This window comes from Paenibacillus sp. AN1007, assembly GCF_040702995.1.
Classification (GTDB): domain Bacteria; phylum Bacillota; class Bacilli; order Paenibacillales; family Paenibacillaceae; genus Paenibacillus.
Genome location: NZ_CP159992.1, coordinates 5,918,375 through 5,934,997 on the forward strand (window position 1 = coordinate 5,918,375; position 16,623 = coordinate 5,934,997).

The 16,623-nt window shown below is 47.4% G+C and carries 13 protein-coding genes; 10 read left to right on the forward strand and 3 right to left on the reverse strand.

The window, feature by feature from the left end:
- Positions 1-42: 42 nt before the first annotated feature.
- Entirely contained in the window at positions 43-1,254 is a 1,212-nt protein-coding gene (locus ABXS70_RS26635) for a HAMP domain-containing sensor histidine kinase (protein WP_342553502.1), read from the forward strand.
- Between the two features lie 146 nt (positions 1,255-1,400).
- Here ABXS70_RS26635 and ABXS70_RS26640 read toward each other — a convergent pair whose 3' ends face one another.
- From ABXS70_RS26640 to ABXS70_RS26650, 3 genes are all read right to left on the reverse strand, one after another.
- Entirely contained in the window at positions 1,401-2,381 is a 981-nt protein-coding gene (locus tag ABXS70_RS26640) for an aldo/keto reductase (protein WP_342556483.1), read from the reverse strand.
- Positions 2,382-2,603: 222 nt separating this feature from the next.
- Positions 2,604-3,458 (reverse strand): helix-turn-helix transcriptional regulator, encoded by an 855-nt coding sequence (locus ABXS70_RS26645; RefSeq protein WP_366292162.1) that lies wholly within the window; start codon positions 3,456-3,458, stop codon positions 2,604-2,606.
- Positions 3,459-3,685: 227 nt separating this feature from the next.
- Positions 3,686-4,777: a GntR family transcriptional regulator gene (locus tag ABXS70_RS26650; RefSeq protein WP_366292165.1), complete on the reverse strand. Its 1,092-nt coding sequence runs from the start codon at positions 4,775-4,777 to the stop codon at positions 3,686-3,688.
- 514 nt (positions 4,778-5,291) lie between these two features.
- Here ABXS70_RS26650 and ABXS70_RS26655 point away from each other — a divergent pair.
- The 9 genes from ABXS70_RS26655 to ABXS70_RS26695 all read left to right on the forward strand — a co-directional run bounded on the left by ABXS70_RS26655 (position 5,292) and on the right by ABXS70_RS26695 (position 16,491).
- Positions 5,292-6,911, forward strand: a complete 1,620-nt coding sequence (locus tag ABXS70_RS26655; protein ID WP_342553499.1) for an FGGY-family carbohydrate kinase — start codon at positions 5,292-5,294, stop codon at positions 6,909-6,911.
- Positions 6,912-6,913: 2 nt separating this feature from the next.
- Positions 6,914-7,609, forward strand: coding sequence for an L-ribulose-5-phosphate 4-epimerase (locus ABXS70_RS26660; protein ID WP_090923505.1), 696 nt, complete (start codon positions 6,914-6,916; stop codon positions 7,607-7,609).
- A 456-nt stretch (positions 7,610-8,065) separates the two neighbouring features.
- Positions 8,066-9,490 (forward strand): L-arabinose isomerase, encoded by a 1,425-nt coding sequence (gene araA / locus ABXS70_RS26665; RefSeq protein WP_123063856.1) that lies wholly within the window; start codon positions 8,066-8,068, stop codon positions 9,488-9,490.
- A gap of 262 nt (positions 9,491-9,752) precedes the next feature.
- Positions 9,753-10,523 carry an AAC(3) family N-acetyltransferase gene (locus tag ABXS70_RS26670; protein WP_366292170.1) on the forward strand — a complete coding sequence of 257 codons (771 nt, stop codon included), beginning with the start codon at positions 9,753-9,755 and terminating at the stop codon, positions 10,521-10,523.
- A 416-nt stretch (positions 10,524-10,939) separates the two neighbouring features.
- Positions 10,940-11,995: an AraC family transcriptional regulator ligand-binding domain-containing protein gene (locus ABXS70_RS26675; RefSeq protein ID WP_342553497.1), complete on the forward strand. Its 1,056-nt coding sequence runs from the start codon at positions 10,940-10,942 to the stop codon at positions 11,993-11,995.
- A 29-nt stretch (positions 11,996-12,024) separates the two neighbouring features.
- A complete protein-coding gene (locus tag ABXS70_RS26680) occupies positions 12,025-12,816 on the forward strand; it encodes an SDR family NAD(P)-dependent oxidoreductase (protein WP_366292173.1) in 792 nt (263 codons plus the stop codon).
- A 426-nt stretch (positions 12,817-13,242) separates the two neighbouring features.
- Positions 13,243-14,943, forward strand: coding sequence for a diguanylate cyclase (locus ABXS70_RS26685; RefSeq protein ID WP_366292176.1), 1,701 nt, complete (start codon positions 13,243-13,245; stop codon positions 14,941-14,943).
- Between the two features lie 5 nt (positions 14,944-14,948).
- Positions 14,949-15,113 (forward strand): hypothetical protein, encoded by a 165-nt coding sequence (locus ABXS70_RS26690; protein ID WP_366292179.1) that lies wholly within the window; start codon positions 14,949-14,951, stop codon positions 15,111-15,113.
- A gap of 226 nt (positions 15,114-15,339) precedes the next feature.
- Positions 15,340-16,491: a WXG100 family type VII secretion target gene (locus ABXS70_RS26695; protein ID WP_366292182.1), complete on the forward strand. Its 1,152-nt coding sequence runs from the start codon at positions 15,340-15,342 to the stop codon at positions 16,489-16,491.
- Positions 16,492-16,623 lie beyond the last annotated feature (132 nt).

Consider the following 16,623-nt stretch of genomic DNA (forward strand, 5'->3'; position numbering starts at 1 on the left):
AATACTATAAGGAGGAAGTTTTTGAACAAAGGTGGTGAATGTATGAAGGAATTGCACAGTCCGGTGAACCGTAAAACGTATTATTTTTCCATGTTATTGATGATCATTCTAATGGCGGCTGGATTAGGTGTATCTACATTAGAACTTCAGTCCGTTACACCCGGGTATATAATCCACTTGTTATGTGTCATGATTATCCCTGCATGTCTGCTCATGTATCCTCAATATGAGACGTTTGCTTTCCGATTGACCATCATTTTGCTCGGGTTTGTCTATTTCTACACACTTGCCCTGCTCTATCCTCAGACGTGGACAACGTACATCATGATCTGTCTGCTTCCGGCTCTCGCTATATTGTTTTATGATTTCAAACTGTTCTATATCTCCCTCACTCTGAACGTAATCCTGCTGGTGATCGTGACGGGTTATATCCATAGTCAGGGAACGACGTACAGCTATATACATACAGATCTGGCGGGTAATCTCATTAATATTATTGCGAGTCAACTGCTGCTGTTTCTCATCTTTTATCTGACCTTTGATCGTATACGAAAGCAGGAATTATATCTAGAGCAGGTCCAGCAATCCGAACGTCTAAAAATGGTTTCGCATTTAACGGCAGCGGTTGCTCACGAAATTCGTAATCCGGTGACCGTGGTGCGGGGGTTCCTGCAGCTCTATCGGGAGAATCCTGCGTTTAACGCTTCGGATAAATCGAAGTTTGCGCTAATGATAGACGAGCTGAATACGGTCGAACAGGTAACGTCTCAATTCCTGAATATCGCCAAACCAAACCATGAGATGATTCCCGAGAGGGTGGATGTACAGGATGTGCTTGAAGGGGTTGCCAGTCTGCTGGGTTCTTATGCGACATTATCCAACAAACATATAGATATTCAGGTCGGCGAGGGATGCACCATCCTCATGAATGCGATTGAGTTCAAGCAGGTAATCATTAATCTGATCAAGAATGGCCTCGAGGCCTCGGATGTGGGGGAGATGGTTCTCGTAACCGCAAAACGCGTGAAGCAAACGGTGGAGATCAAGATTAGTGACCAGGGCTGCGGCATGACTGAGGAAGAAGTGAAGGCTCTCGGGACACCGTTTTATTCACTAAAAACGAATGGTACCGGACTTGGACTGATGATCTGTTTCAACATCGTGGAGAAGGCTCTCGGAACGATTAAGTATCAGAGTGAGAAGGGAAAAGGGACTACGGTGACTCTAACGTTTCCGGCAGCAGACCGCAGCTAAAGGGCACGGAGAGTTGTCGATTCCCTGTGAAGAGGAATAAATAAAAGAAGAGTATGAGTATAAATAGATTTAAAAAGTGAGTTAAGAAAGGCTGCCGAGGGGCAGCCTTTTTCCTGTTCTTATTCACCATCTTAATCAGCTCTGACTCAGGGGAACGAAGGATAACGCTCGCCGGCTGCAAACCCTTTTGGCGAGATGTGTTCGATCTCGGCCAGTTCTTCCGGCGTGATCATTACCTGCAATGCACCGAGGTTCTCCTGCAGCCGATCCAGACGTTTCGTACCAGGAATAGGCACAATCTGCTCCCCCTGCGCCAGGAGCCAGGCTAGAGCCAATTGAGGCGTAGTGCAGCCTTTTCGTGCGGCAAGCTGTTCAATCAGCCGAACGACTTCCAGATTTTTATTGAAATTATCCCCTTGGAAACGAGGAAAGAAACGGCGGTAATCATCCGCAGGAAGATCATCAAATGTCCGAATCTGTCCAGTCAGGAATCCGCGTCCCAAGGGGCTGTAGGGTACAAAACCGATACCCAGTTCATCCAGCACAGGCAGTACCTCATCTTCTACTTCGCGGCTCCATAGCGAGTATTCTGTTTCTACCGCTGTGATGGGATGAATGGCATGTGCCCGCCGGATCTGATCCGCCGCTGTTTCTGAAAGACCAAGAAAGCGGACTTTACCCTCCTGCACAAGTTGAGCCATAGCGCCGACGGTCTCTTCAATGGGGATGTCTGGATCAACACGATGCTGATAGTACAGGTCGATGTAATCCGTGCCCAGTTGAAGCAGGCTGGAATCGATTGATTTTTTGACATACGCCGGGTGTCCGAGTACTTTCATGGTTGGAGATACAATGCCGAATTTGGTCGCCAGAATGGCTTGATCACGGCGGCCTTTCAGAGCTCGGCCAACCAGCTGCTCGTTACCTCCGAACCGTCCTTGCTGCATGAAATGTTCACCATATATATCAGCTGTGTCGAACAAGGTAACTCCCTGATCCAGTGCACCATGGATCGTGCGTATCGAATCCTCGTTATCAGGCATCATCATGGTACCAAGTCCCAGTGCGGATACCTCAAGTCCAAGTGAACCTAACTTCCTTTTCACCACTCCATTATTAAACTCCATCATATTGTTCCTCTTTTCCGCAAATTAGAGAATATAGACCTTTCATTGTTACGCTAAGGTATGATCCTATTTTAATTCAGCAAGCTTGCCCCAACCACAGCATGCCTATGCTGGTAACGGCAGTACCAGGATGAGGTATTATTTCGGTTGTCTTGTATAGAACTACGGTGGTAAATGAAGTGTAGATCAATCAATTTGTGAAAGAAGAGGGGCAAGCAAAGTTTATGATTCCTGTTTCTTGACTGGAGAATAGATGCACAGATGCAGATCTGGATGGTCGAGGGTGAAGGATAGAGATTTAATCTCGTATACATTTACTTGCTCTTGGCCTGGAGGTTGGTAGAACACACGCGTAACCCTCTTAGCCTCTACTTGGTGCAGCTTCCATAACGATGCAAATTCAGGACTTTCTTTGGAAAGGTTGTCTACAAACCGGGGGAACCACGGATCATGTGCATATTTATCATAAGAGGTACGGAATATGGCAGCGGAATGTGCCGCCATCTCCTCCCAATTGATAAGTCGAACGCGCATTTCCGGATCTGTAAATAGGCTGGACATCATGTTTCGTTGTTCTGGAGCACGTGAAGTGAAGTCCATTACGTATTTGTCGACAGCGGTGTTCCAGGCCAGCAGCTCGGCACGGCCATTCGTGATGAACGCGGGAAAAGCCATCTGATTCACAATATCCCACCAAGATTGAGAGATTTCCGAGGTGATTAGCGGCGCCATCTCAGGTTCATTACCATTCCATAGACCGAGCAGATGAGTGTGCTCGTCGGGGGACAACTGGAGTGCCCGACCGATGCTCTCGATAACTTCTCGGGAGACTGCTGCCTCTCGCCCCTGTTCCAAAAACGTATAATAGGTTGCGCTAACCCCTGCCAGTATGGCAACTTCTTCTCGGCGTAACCCCGGTGTTCGGCGCTGCCCATGAGTCTTGGCGAATCCTGCTTGCTCGGGTTGAAGCCTTGCGCGTCGAGATTTCAGATAATCTCCCAAGGTTTTGGCACGCATGCTGTTTAAGTCCACAGGTGACAGATGGGCTGGTTGTGATAGGCTGTTCATATCAACCATGACGAGATCACCTCCTGGGCTTTTTTATCCTAAATTATATTGCTTGTGATATACGTAAATCTTTACGGAACTTACCGTATCCGTACGATATATGTTACTCCGTGTCCCAGCTATTATATCACTACTGTATCCATTGCTGCTGGCTCACGGCGTTTTCTGCGTTTACAGAATAGAGTAAGCATAAAGGCAAGGAAGTGAGGAAAATAGGAGTGCGAGCATGGGTATGTTTATTCAATCTCTATCTCCTTCACCGTCTCGCCCTCCACCAGCTCAGGCTGATAGTAGGTTTGATGGGGGAGATCTTTCTTCCCCTGCAGCTTGCGAATGACCCAATCGGCAGCGTCGCATCCCATCTGCTCTTGAGGATGCGTGAGTGTGGTGAGTCTGATATTGGCATTTTTGGCGATGTAGGAATTGTCCTGACCAATAATGGATAACTCATCCGGGATTGAAATGCCGAGCTGGCGACAGGCATGCACTACCTCTAACCCAACCTCGTCGTTGTAACAGACAATTGCGGTGAGTGCATCCCGATTTTCTTGCAGATAGGCTGTCACGTTTGCAGACAGATCAGCCTTTGATGCGGTATCAAACGAGAGCACATGCTCGGGATAGAACCTCAGTTTTGCTTCCCCCAGTGCCTTGATGTATCCCTTCATCCGGTACTTGCCCTGCAGATCATCCATTTTGGCAATTATCCCAATCTGGGTGTGGCCTTTGGAGATTAACTCTTTAGTGGCGAGATAACTGGACTGTACATCATCCAGACAGAAAAAGGGTACCTCTAACTCCTCATAATACGCATTGATCATCGCAAACGGCACATCCTGCTCCTTAAAGGACAGGTAGTATGCAATATTCGGATTATACAGATTGCTTTTGGTCGGTTCCACAATCAAACCATCCACACCATAAGAGAGCATCATTTCAAGCGCCTTTTTCTCTTGTGCCACATCATTATTTGTACTGGCGAGCAGCAGCGAGTAGTTGTCCTCATTCAGACGACGTTCGATACCGCGAATAATGGATGGGAAAATATAGTCCGAGATATAGGTTGTGATGACCCCAATCGTCTTTTTGGAAGGGTTACCACCTGTTCGCGATCGGTACAGATTGCTGACATAGGTGCCCGAACCTTTTTCGCTGCGTAAAAATCCCTCGTTGGATAATTCCAAAATGGCCTTACGAACCGTCTGACGGCTCACGTTATACCTCTCCTGCAAGGCTGATTCGGTGGGGATTTGCTCGCCGATGCTGTACGTTCCCGACAGGATATGACTCTTTATATCATCAATAATGACTTGGTATTTAGGTCTCAATTCGTCCACTTCTTTCGTTGTAACTTCTATATAAAAAATTGAATTACAGGTCGTTCGTGCATTGCAACTCGATGATAGAGTAACCTTCTATATTATTCAATCCATAGTATTTCAGTATACAAATTATTAAATCAGTGATTAAGTTGTACGTACATATTCTAGCATGGTTTGCTTTGCTTGCAAGAGAAACCGTACATTTTGTTAAATGTTGCGTACAGCTGGCTTCAATTTTGCCAAATTGAATGTTACTTTTTGAAGGTAGAACAATTGAAAATACGTTGATATTACTGAATATTTCTCAAAAGTAGTTCTTTGTTAGTATAACTTTGATATCTCATTGACAAATGTACGTACAAAAAATATACTAAGGCTGTCAGTACAGGAAAGCGCATTCTTGGAATGTTGGAATAGATTAGAGCCATTAACGGAAGTGGAACTGCACATGGTTGTGTGTGGACTGGAATAGATGCCATTCCTCGGACGTAGATGGCGACCAGAGAGGGGAAATGCGGAAGTGACGAGTCATGTGGATGTGAAAGAAGCTATTGCTAAGGGCGCAACCTCACTTGGGATTGAGCTTGGATCAACACGCATTAAAGCGGTATTGATTGATGAGCATTTCGAGACGATTGCCTCCGGCAGTTACGAGTGGGAGAACCTGCTAAAGGACGGCTATTGGACGTACAATCAGGAGGATATCATCACGGGTTTGCAGACAGCGTACCGCGAGTTAAAGCAGGATGTGCAGCAGAAGTATGGTGTACCGCTGGCGACCGTAGGTTCAATCGGATTCTCTGCGATGATGCACGGATATATTGCGCTGGATCAAGCGGGGGGAATGCTCGTGCCGTTTCGTACATGGCGTAACTCTACGACGGGTGCGGCTGCACGCGAGCTGACAGAGCTGCTGCAGTTCAATATTCCGGAGCGCTGGAGCATTGCGCATCTGTATCAGGCAGTTCTGAACGGAGAACAGCATGTGCCTCAGATTGATTACCTGACCACACTGGCGGGTTACATCCACTGGCTGTTGACAGGGAATAAAGCGATTGGGATCGGCGATGCATCGGGGATGTTCCCGATTGACGAGACAACGCATAATTATCATCCGGCGATGATTAAACAGTTTAATGACCATATTGCTGGTAAAGGGTACCCATGGAAGGTCGAGGATCTGCTGCCTAAAGTGTACCTCGCTGGAGAACATGCAGGTGCATTGACCGAAGAAGGAGCGAAATTGCTCGATCCATCAGGAGAACTGGCATCCGGTATTCCACTGTGTGCACCAGAAGGTGATGCAGGAACGGGGATGGTTGCCACCAATAGCGTTCGAAAGCGTACAGGGAATATCTCAGTGGGCACCTCCGTCTTTGCGATGATTGTACTGGAGAAGGAGCTGTCCAGCGTATACCCCGAGATTGATATGGTAACTACGCCGGATGGCAGTCCGGTCGGCATGGTGCATGCCAACAACTGCTCCAGTGACCTCAATGCATGGATCGGATTGTTCCGCGAATTCGCTCAGGCGATGGGCATAGAGGCTGATTCCGGCAAGCTGTTCAGTGTGCTGTTTAACAAGGCGCTTGAAGCCGACCCGGATGGGGGCGGATTACTCAGCTACGGGTATTACTCTGGCGAAAATATTACAGGTCTGGAGCATGGACGTCCGTTATTCGTGCGCTCACCTGAAAGCAAGTTTAACCTGGCGAATTTCATGCGCACACACCTGTTCAGTGCGTTTGGCGCACTCAAGATTGGCATGGATATCTTGACCGAGAAGGAGCAGGTGGCGATCGACAGCATTTTGGCACATGGCGGTCTGTTTAAGACACCTGTGGTGGGACAGCGAATCGTAGCTGCGGCCATGAATGTTCCTGTATCCGTCATGTCTACCGCAGGTGAAGGCGGAGCATGGGGAATGGCCTTACTGGCTTCATACCTGATTAATCAGGGTGAGCAGGAAACGCTGGACGTTTTCCTGGAGCAAAAGGTGTTCAAGGATGTCGAAGGGGTCGAAGTGGCACCGGAATCAGCAGATGTAAAGGGCTTTGAAGCATTTATCGAACGCTACCGGAGCGGACTTGCCATTGAGCACGCCGCCGTAGAGCACTTGGTAGAGAACGGAGGAAACTAAACATGTTAGAACAGCTAAAACAAGAAGTATTCGAAGCCAATCTGGAGCTGCCTAAGCACGGTTTGGTGAAGTTCACTTGGGGGAATGTCAGCGCGATTGATCGGGAAAGCGGTCTGTTCGTCATTAAACCAAGTGGAGTCGACTATGAAAAAATGAAAGCCAGTGACATGGTTGTCGTCGATCTCGACGGTAACGTGGTCGAAGGGGAGATGAGACCTTCCTCGGACACTGCAACCCATGCCGTCCTATACAAACATTACAAGGAAATCGGCGGCATTGTGCATACGCATTCCACATGGGCAACCATCTGGGCGCAGGCAGGCCTGGACGTACCTGTCATGGGGACGACTCACGCCGATACGTTCTACGGAGCCGTGCCGTGTGCACGTTTCCTGAACCAGGATGAGATCGATCGCGGATACGAAGCGGAGACAGGTCGCGTAATCATTGAAACGTTCGAGCAGCGTGGACTGGATGTGATGGCGATTCCGGCAGTGCTCCTGCATGGTCATGCACCGTTTACATGGGGCAAAGACGCCAAGTCGGCTGTGGTGAACAGCGTCGTGCTGGAGGAAGTGTGCAAAATGAACCTGTACGCCCGCCAATTGAACAACTTTGCCAAAGAACTGCCGCAAGGTATTTTGGATAAACACTACCTGCGCAAACACGGCAAGGACGCCTACTACGGCCAGAAGTAATCTGGAACTGTAGAGGTTGCGATGTTGCAATCGGAGTGACCTGGTGTAACTACCCTGCCCAACCCGCAGTTGAATAACCTTTTTACACCATTAACAGAGCAGACAGAAGAAAGCTGTAGAAGCGGAGCGTTCACCTTTATCACCGGATTTCCCCCTTAAGAGGGGAATGGAAAGGAATCCGATGATAACCAGCGATCGAAAGATGGTACTGCAATCGTGTCCTGGTGTAACTACCCTGCCCAACCCGCAGTTGAATAACCTTTTTACACCATTAACGGAGAGTGCAGAACCAATCTGAAGAAGCGAAGTGTTCGCGTTTATCCTCGGATTTCCCCATTAAGAGGGGAAGGAAAAGAAATCCGATGATAACCAGCGATCGAAAGATGGTACTGCAATCGGAGTGCCCCGGTGTAACCAGCCTATCCAACTATAAACTAACGAAATGAGGATGATTCCATGTCAGCAACAGCAGCAAAAGAGTTTTGGTTCGTTGTCGGTTCACAGCATCTGTACGGAGAAGAAGCACTCGGTGAAGTTAAAGCAAACGCACAGAAAATTACGGATGCCCTGAACGCTAGCGGCGTACTCCCTTACCCGCTTGTGCTGCAGGATTTGGCTGTAACCGCAGACAAAATTACCAGCATCATGAAAGAAGTGAACTACCGCGATGAAGTAGCGGGTGTAATCACTTGGATGCATACCTTCTCTCCAGCAAAAATGTGGATTCGCGGTACGAAGCTGCTGCAAAAGCCGCTTCTTCACCTCGCAACGCAGTATAACGAGAGCATTCCATGGGCAACCATCGACATGGACTTCATGAACCTGAACCAAGCGGCACACGGTGACCGTGAGTACGGCTTCATCAATGCTCGCCTGAGAAAACAAAATAAAATTGTTGTGGGATACTGGGAGCGTCCGGAAGTGCAGCAGCAGGTTGCAGACTGGATGGACGTAGCGGTGGCGTACAACGAAAGCTTTAACATCAAAGTTGCTCGTTTCGGCGACAACATGCGTAACGTAGGGGTAACAGAAGGTGATAAAGTCGAAGCTCAAATCCAGTTTGGCTGGACAGTAGACTACTACGGCATTGGCGACCTTGTGGAATACGTGAACGCTGTAACTGAGCAGGAGATTGATGAATTGATCACGCAGTATGCGGATCTGTATGAATTCGATTATGGCACGAACAGCAAAGAAGCGTGGGAAGCCAGCGTACGTGTGCAGGCAAGCTATGAAATTGCGATCAAAAAGTTCCTGGATAACGGTGGTTACACGGCTTTCACAACGAACTTCGAAGATCTGCACGGCATGAAGCAGCTTCCGGGCCTGGCGGTACAACGACTGATGGCTCAAGGCTACGGATTCGCGGGAGAAGGAGACTGGAAAACAGCTGCGCTGGATCGTTTGCTGAAAATTATGGCTCACAATGAAAACACGGGCTTCATGGAAGATTACACATATGAAATGGCATCCGGTCAGGAGGCGATTCTGCAATCCCACATGCTTGAGGTTGACCCGACACTTGCCAGCACAAAACCAAGAATCATCGTCTCCCCACTGGGAATTGGCGATCGTGAAGACCCGGCTCGTCTCGTATTCGACGGCAAAGCTGGAGAAGGCGTCGTAGTATCCATGGCAGACTTCGGTACACATTATAAATTGCTGATCAACGAAGTATCCGCCTTCGAACCAACCGTTCCTGCACCCAACCTGCCAGTGGCACGTGTATTGTGGACAGTGAAGCCGAACTTCCAGGACGGGGTTAAAGCCTGGATTGAGAACGGGGGCGGACACCACACGGTTGTATCTCTGAACCTGACGACAGATCAGATCATCACGTACGCGAAGCTGGTGAACTTGGAGTACGTTGTAATTAAATAGGAAAAAGACGCGGATTTATTGGTTTTATACAATCATCGTGAATAACGTAACACAAACTGCAGCGGTTGAATTCAAGTTGTATTCCGGCAGTACCTGAAGTATGATCAGAGTATAACGAGATCGGGCTGGAAAGTCATATCAGACATCAGCGCGAGCATCTGCTTGCAGTATAAAAAGTGTATTTCCAGAGGCCGAGAGATAATCTCGGCCCTTTGTTTTATTTTGCGGCAGATCGTTTCATTTCAAAGGAGGTTATTTCATCATGACACATACATACGAAAGTCTTACAGCTCAGCTTAAAACATTAGGCATAGATCCCTGCGGTACACTGCTTGTCCATTCATCCATGAAGAGTATGGGAGAAGTGGAAGGTGGAGCAGATACTGTGCTGGATGTGCTGAGTGACTACATGAAGGACGGATTGCTTGTGCTGCCTACACATACGTGGTCAACGATTAACAAGGATAATCCATTGTTTCACGTGGAAACTTCTTCCTGCTGTGTGGGCATTCTGCCTGAGCTGTTTCGTAAACGTGATAACGTAGTCCGCTCCTGGCATCCTACACACTCCGTAGCGGCCCTAGGTAAAGACGCACGGGCGTTCACTCAGGACGATCATCTCTTCGATACGCCGTGTGCACGAGGTTCTGCATGGGGCAAGCTGCTCGATCGCAAAGCTACTATACTGCTGGTCGGCGTGGACTTGAAACGGAATACGTTCATCCACGGCATAGAAGAATGGGTGGACATTCCAGGCAGAATGACAGATGATCATGAGATGCTGTATACGGTTTTGCCGGATGGAACTAAAATTTCCGTGCCTTCGCGCAGACACTGCGGTTTATCATGGTCAGAACATTTCTGGAAAGTAGATGATGTACTGGTTCAAGCAGAAGCTATGCATAAAGGAAGCTTTGGAGATGCTGTCGCCAGCGTATGTGATGCCGCCAAAACAACTGAGGTACTTACGGAGATGTTAAAGGAAAATCCGGATCTGTTCTCGGACAATGAGCCATTGGCAGATGTGAAGTAAGCGGAAATTGTCTGATACTCAGGTTGAAGAAGGAGCCTGATTTTCAATGCAAAGCAAACGATCTTCTAATGAAGCGAATGAAACAATGGGGCGTTAAGATGAGAAACGAGCTTCAGCTTCTGATACTTCACCTATAGGAGACTGATGTCCTTTCAGGTATTTGAAACAAGAAACCTACCTCTGATGATGTAGGTTTCTTTTGGTGTTTATCTCTGTTTCTGAAAAAGTTAGAAAGTGAGACCAGCTACTTTTGATGTCAGGGTCCATAAGATTAGAGAACGGCGTGTTCTGCTAGTCTGTTGTCGCTCTGTGCTAGTTACGTATCGGAATGTGAAGAGTATCATCATATTCATAAGTCAGCGTAGGTGGAAGTTTATCATCCGAATGTGTCAGTCAGCAGAAGGAGGTGCAGATGAATGACAACTCAATCCTTTGACCGCATCAAAATGCCGCCAGGTTTCTGGGGTGGACTATGTCAATTGGGGATTGCCGCACATGATGTCGTCCGCAAAGCCGGACTGCCGCTTACGATTATTTCGGAGCCGGCTGTAATTACTGCTCAATATTATGCAATCTGGCAGGCATATTCCGACTTAGCAGGGGATATTGCTCAAGGAATAATCAAACTTGCAACCACATATGAAGTCGCGAAATATCCGCCAACAATATTAGCCACCTATCACGCCTGTGATTATCGTGATGCATTGCAGCGGATGTCCCGATATAAGCTGCTCTGTCCTCCCGAAAGGTTGAACATGATTGAAGACGGCGAGGAATGCACGATTGAGTTGGATTGGCTCGTTACCGATCAATCTTGTCCACCGTTACTGGTTGGTATAACGCTGGCATTTCTGCTTGAGTTGGGACGGCGGGGGACAGGTCAGCATCTGACAGCAAAAGCTGTAGAATTTGCACAGCCGATGGGAAATGCACAGGTTCTCGAAGCGTACTTTGGGTGCCGCGTCCGAACAGATGCCGATCGGAATCGATTGACACTGCATCGGAGAGATTTGGATCGTCCTTTTCTTACTTATAATAAAGAATTGCTTGAAATTCTCACCCCTGCACTGGACTGTACGATACATGAACATCAAGAAACTTGTTCTGTGTCGGAGATGGTCCAATGGATTATGAAGCGCAGCTTCAGCGCCGGACGTCCCGATATGCATACGATAGCCAAGGAAATGGGCATGAGCGATCGTACGCTTCAGCGCCGACTAACCGATGAGAACACAAGCTTCGTAATTCTGCTTAAAAAGGCAAGGCATGAACAGGCACGAATGTATCTGGCAGACTTATCTCTGGACATTAAAGAAGTGGCATTCCTGCTTGGATATGAAGACCAAAACTCATTTTACCGGGCATTCCGTACTTGGGAAGGCGATACACCTGCTCATTGGCGCAGCGAATATGCGGAAGGATATGCAGCTCAGGCAGAAGATACACATTCGGACATTCAACGTAGTCATTAAACAACCGGAACAAAAAGGGAGAAAGTATCATGGATATGGGATTGAATAACAAAACAGCATTGATTACTGGATCAACGAAAGGAATCGGCAAAGCGATTGCCATCGAGTTGGCCAAAGAGGGCGTTAACGTGTTAATCAATGGACGGAATGTTGAAGAAGTAGAATGCGTCGTTAGCGATATCAAGGCTGCGTATCCGAATACGTCTCCTCAGAATGCTGCAGCTGATATCGTTAATGCCACTGAGCGGGAGGCTTTGTTTTCCAAGTTCCCGCAGGTTGATATTTTGGTCAATAACACCGGGATTTATGAGATCATATCTTATTATGACGTAGATGATGCGGTGTGGGAGAAATATATCCAAATCAACGTGCTTTCCGCAAACGCAGTCACCAAATTTTATTTGCCGTCCATGCTGAGCAATGGCTTTGGCCGCATCATTTTTATAGCGAGCGATGAAGCAGTGATGCCTGGACAGATGCCGCAATATGCCGTAACCAAGTCGATGCTTCTCTCCCTCTCGAAAAGTTTGTCCAAATTGACAGTGGACACGGAGGTAACAGTCAATACGATTATGCCTGGACCAACACTTTCAGAGCATGTGCAGCAGATCGTTGAGAGTGTTATTCAGGAGGAGAATATGACTTTTGAAGAGAAAGAAAAACAATTCATGGCCTCTCATCTTCCACAATCCGAGCTGCAGCGATTCATTAGACCCAGTGAAATCGGTAGGCTTGCGACATTTGTATGCAGCCCTTATGCAGCACCGTTCAAAGGTTCACCGATCCGTATGGACGGGGGAATGGTTCCGACGATTTACTAATTAAGCCGGGTTAGATATTTAAACAATAACGCAATAGATTAAAGTGAAGCCAATCGAAACAGGGGTTGGCTTTTTTGATTTTCATAACGTAGATTCCTTACTGCTGCGGGCTGGACGATGTTTAGTCGAACGCTGAACGTTTTTTGATATTGAGCGAGCCTTCAAAAACTTTCATAAAAGTGCAAAATAGATCATGATTTCAATCAGAGGTTGGTCAGAATTCCAGCGAATGGGCTACTCAGGGTATCGGGGGTGTGGTACGATATGGGTAATTTAGCCAGTGGGAAAATAGTATTGGGGTAAAGGCAGCTCATCATTGTTGCTTTTAGAACGTTCAGAAGGATAAAGTTTTAAATTATGTCAGTGTATCAGCATTATTCCTTGATAACCATGGAATCATTGTCGCATCCAAGAAGGAGAAGATTTGTGAACCCTTTAGTGTGGTATGACCTTTCGTTGTTCGTGCTGTTGTTTGGTGTGGGCGTGTATGTGTTTGCTGCGGTTAGAATTACGAACTTACATAAAGTGTACTTTTTGTTTCATGGTTTAATGATGATGTGGCCGTTCTGTCAGTTTGCGATTACGCTTACAGATGATCCGGGGCTGCAGTTGTTCTATGTTTTGCTGTCCTTTGTTTCGGTCTCTCTGCTGGGGAGCGGGTGGCTGCTGCTGACACTCTTTATCACCGGTTATGCGGAACGGCTGAGTAATGCGCGTTTGATGCTTTTGTTTGTACCTGCTGTGATCGGAGCAATTGGGGTAGTGGCCAATTCATGGCATGATTTTGTGATGCCTCTGGAGGGTGGATATATCCATCGTGCTTATGGCCCTTGGTTCTGGGTTGTGATGTCCATTTTGGTGAGCTACTTCGTTTCCTCTCTGGTGATCATGTTCCGCGCCGTATTCTCGTCCAAGACACCCGCGATGATTCAAAAGCAGGTCAAAATTACCCTATGGGGTATTTTTGTGCTGGCTGCGTTTGCAGCCCTTGATGCGATTCTGAATGTGCTGCTGAGCCGCTGGCTGCCAATCATTCCGGGTCTGACCTCGCTCGGGATTTTCCTGTCCGATCTGTTCTTTGTGTATGTGATCAAAAGGTACAATGTGTTCAATCTGGTCTCCATTGCCCATGAGGACGTCATTAATACGATCCCCTATGGCATCTTGGTGCTGGATGAGAACGGAGTCATTGTGGAGGAGAATAAAGCCTCTCGTTTGTTTATAGAACAGCATGTGGGGGATGTCTGGGACATGGAGGCATTTCTTGCAGGGGGGACTGCTGAGGGGGATGCCCGGAGGTTTTTGAATACGTATCGTTTGAAAAAAATGGAGCTTTGCCAGATCGAAGTGATTGTGGAGAGGGATCATCAGCTTTGTCACTACATTCTGCAGTCATCTCCAATCGTAGATTCGGCTCTTGCTCCGTTAGGGCATCTGCTGACGTTCCAAGATGTTACGCAGGAACGCTTCTATGCCAAGGCGATGAATCAGCAGTATAGAACGCTGCATGAGCGCACCGAGGCACTGGATCTGATTCGACAGGAGTTGTCCGAGGCCAACCGCAAGCTGGAAGAGCTGGTCCTGACGGACAGTCTGACGAATTGTTATAATCGCCGCTATCTGAAGCAGCATCTAAACCACGAAGTACTCACAAACCTGCAGTACAAAATGCCGTTCTCTCTTATGCTGCTCGATATTGATCATTTTAAAGCGGTCAACGATCATTATGGTCATGTCATTGGAGATGAAGTACTGGTGCGTACAGCAGAGGTGCTTCGGCAATCTGTACGCAGTACGGATATTCTAACCCGCTATGGCGGAGAGGAATTCATGATCTACCTGCCGCATACGGAGCATGACTTGGCCATTGAGATTGCGGAGCGTGTAAGAAGGGCAGTGGAGTCCAACCGTATAGAAGCAGACCATGAGATTGGGGACATAGCGATTACAATCAGTGTTGGAATTCTGTCGATTGATGATTTTGAGTATGATGACGACGAGGTGCCGGAAGATGGCGATCGATACCTAATCCAGCTCTTTAATGCGGTGGACAAGGCACTGTATCGGGCGAAGCAAAAGGGCCGAAACCGGGTGGAGTATGGGGTATTGGAGCGGGGAGCGGTGTGATATTTATGAAGACGATAAAGATTACAGTGGATGGGAAGGCCGCAGGAGGCGGTGGATTTTATTTTGAAGTCGATGTGTGTAGCGGACAGGCTGGGGATGGAGAGGCATATTATCAAGTGTACAGCGGTATTGGAGTCGTTGCGAGAAATAGCGACGGAGGAGCAGATTGAGCGGTATCGGGTGTTTTTAGCGGGAATAAAGTAGGGACGTTATTGGGTTTACTGAAAATGGTAGGATGTGCTTGGATGTGGGTATATGCATATAGGACTATAGCACCGATGAGTGGTGTATCAGATGTCGGGTTATAGGTAAATTCAGGATGTTAACCGGATGGTTTTACATATTATACTTCTGCTAACATAGGATAATCCTATTTCAAATGAGCGGAGAAAGCGTATGAGTACAATCAAAGTGACCCCTGAACAATTACATCACGTATCGAATCAAGTGGATCAGGCGAGACAACAGTTGGAGCATATCCAGGATAACCTTTCAAGGCAGATCATGTTTCTTCAGGCTGTATGGCTGGGTGTGACGCAGGAACGTTTTTATGGTGATTTTGCACGGTCACGTCCTGTATTACAGAAAGCACTGGAGAGCATGTTGTATACTTCAAAAGAGTTAAAGGATATTGCTACGAGGTTTGAGCAGGCAGATGCCGAGAAGGGCAGTCTGGGTGGTGTTATTGGCGCTGTGGGTGCGGCAGCGATGACGAAGAGCTCGGGGAGTGATGCGGGTTCGGGGGATAAAGGCTACCGGATGGCACAAGTCGATGTCTTTGGTAGGCTGATGTGGATGCCTGTAAACGAAAATGGTGTTCCCGATCAGGCATCTCTGCAAGCTTATGAGAAGGATCAGGGGCATTTGGATATCAATCGGATGCAAGCAGCAGGTCATGTGGAAGAGCCGGGGGAAGATATCAATGCGTTGCAGATTAAAGCTTTTGAAAATCGAATCCATCCCTTCACGGGCGAGCTTGTATCCGACAAGTATGCTCAGATGATGCTGACTTCTCTGAAGTTCAGCCAGATCGTTATGGCTTTTCAGATGGTTCGCGGAAGTATACCGGGTCGCAAAGGACCATTTCATTTGCCTGCTTCTGATCCGGCAGTCGCAAAGATGAAGGCTAATGTGGCGAATGCAGAGAAAGCTAGCGTAAACAACAAGATTCACGAAGTGAACCCAAGTAAAAAGTTTACCGGCTCCGGGATGAAGGATTATGATAAAGTGGCAGAGATGGAGTATGAGTCCATAAGACAAACAAAAATGCATGATATCAAGGACGTTGCGGCAAATACCGGATTAAGTGTAGATGAAATAAGAGCCATGAAGAAGCATTTATTCTTTGGCAAGCATCAGGTTCCTCAACCTGGTGGTAAAGAGTTTAAAATGGAACGGTTCATAGCAGACGACGAAATAGCATACGCATGGAAAACTGCTCAAAAGGGTGAACTGAGCGTTGAACAAAAATCTTGGTTCAAGCAATTGGCAGATCATGAGCTAGTTGAGCGGAAGTTGATGGCACAGGACAAAAGTATCGGACTTTAGAATCATGGAATCCAATAACGGGAAGATATGATGGATTTCCACCTGGAGCCCATGAGAACGCTCCTAAACAACCTAGAGCTTCTTTTCCTGGATATGAAGAGTATTTCTTTAATAAATCTTTTAAGTAGGTGA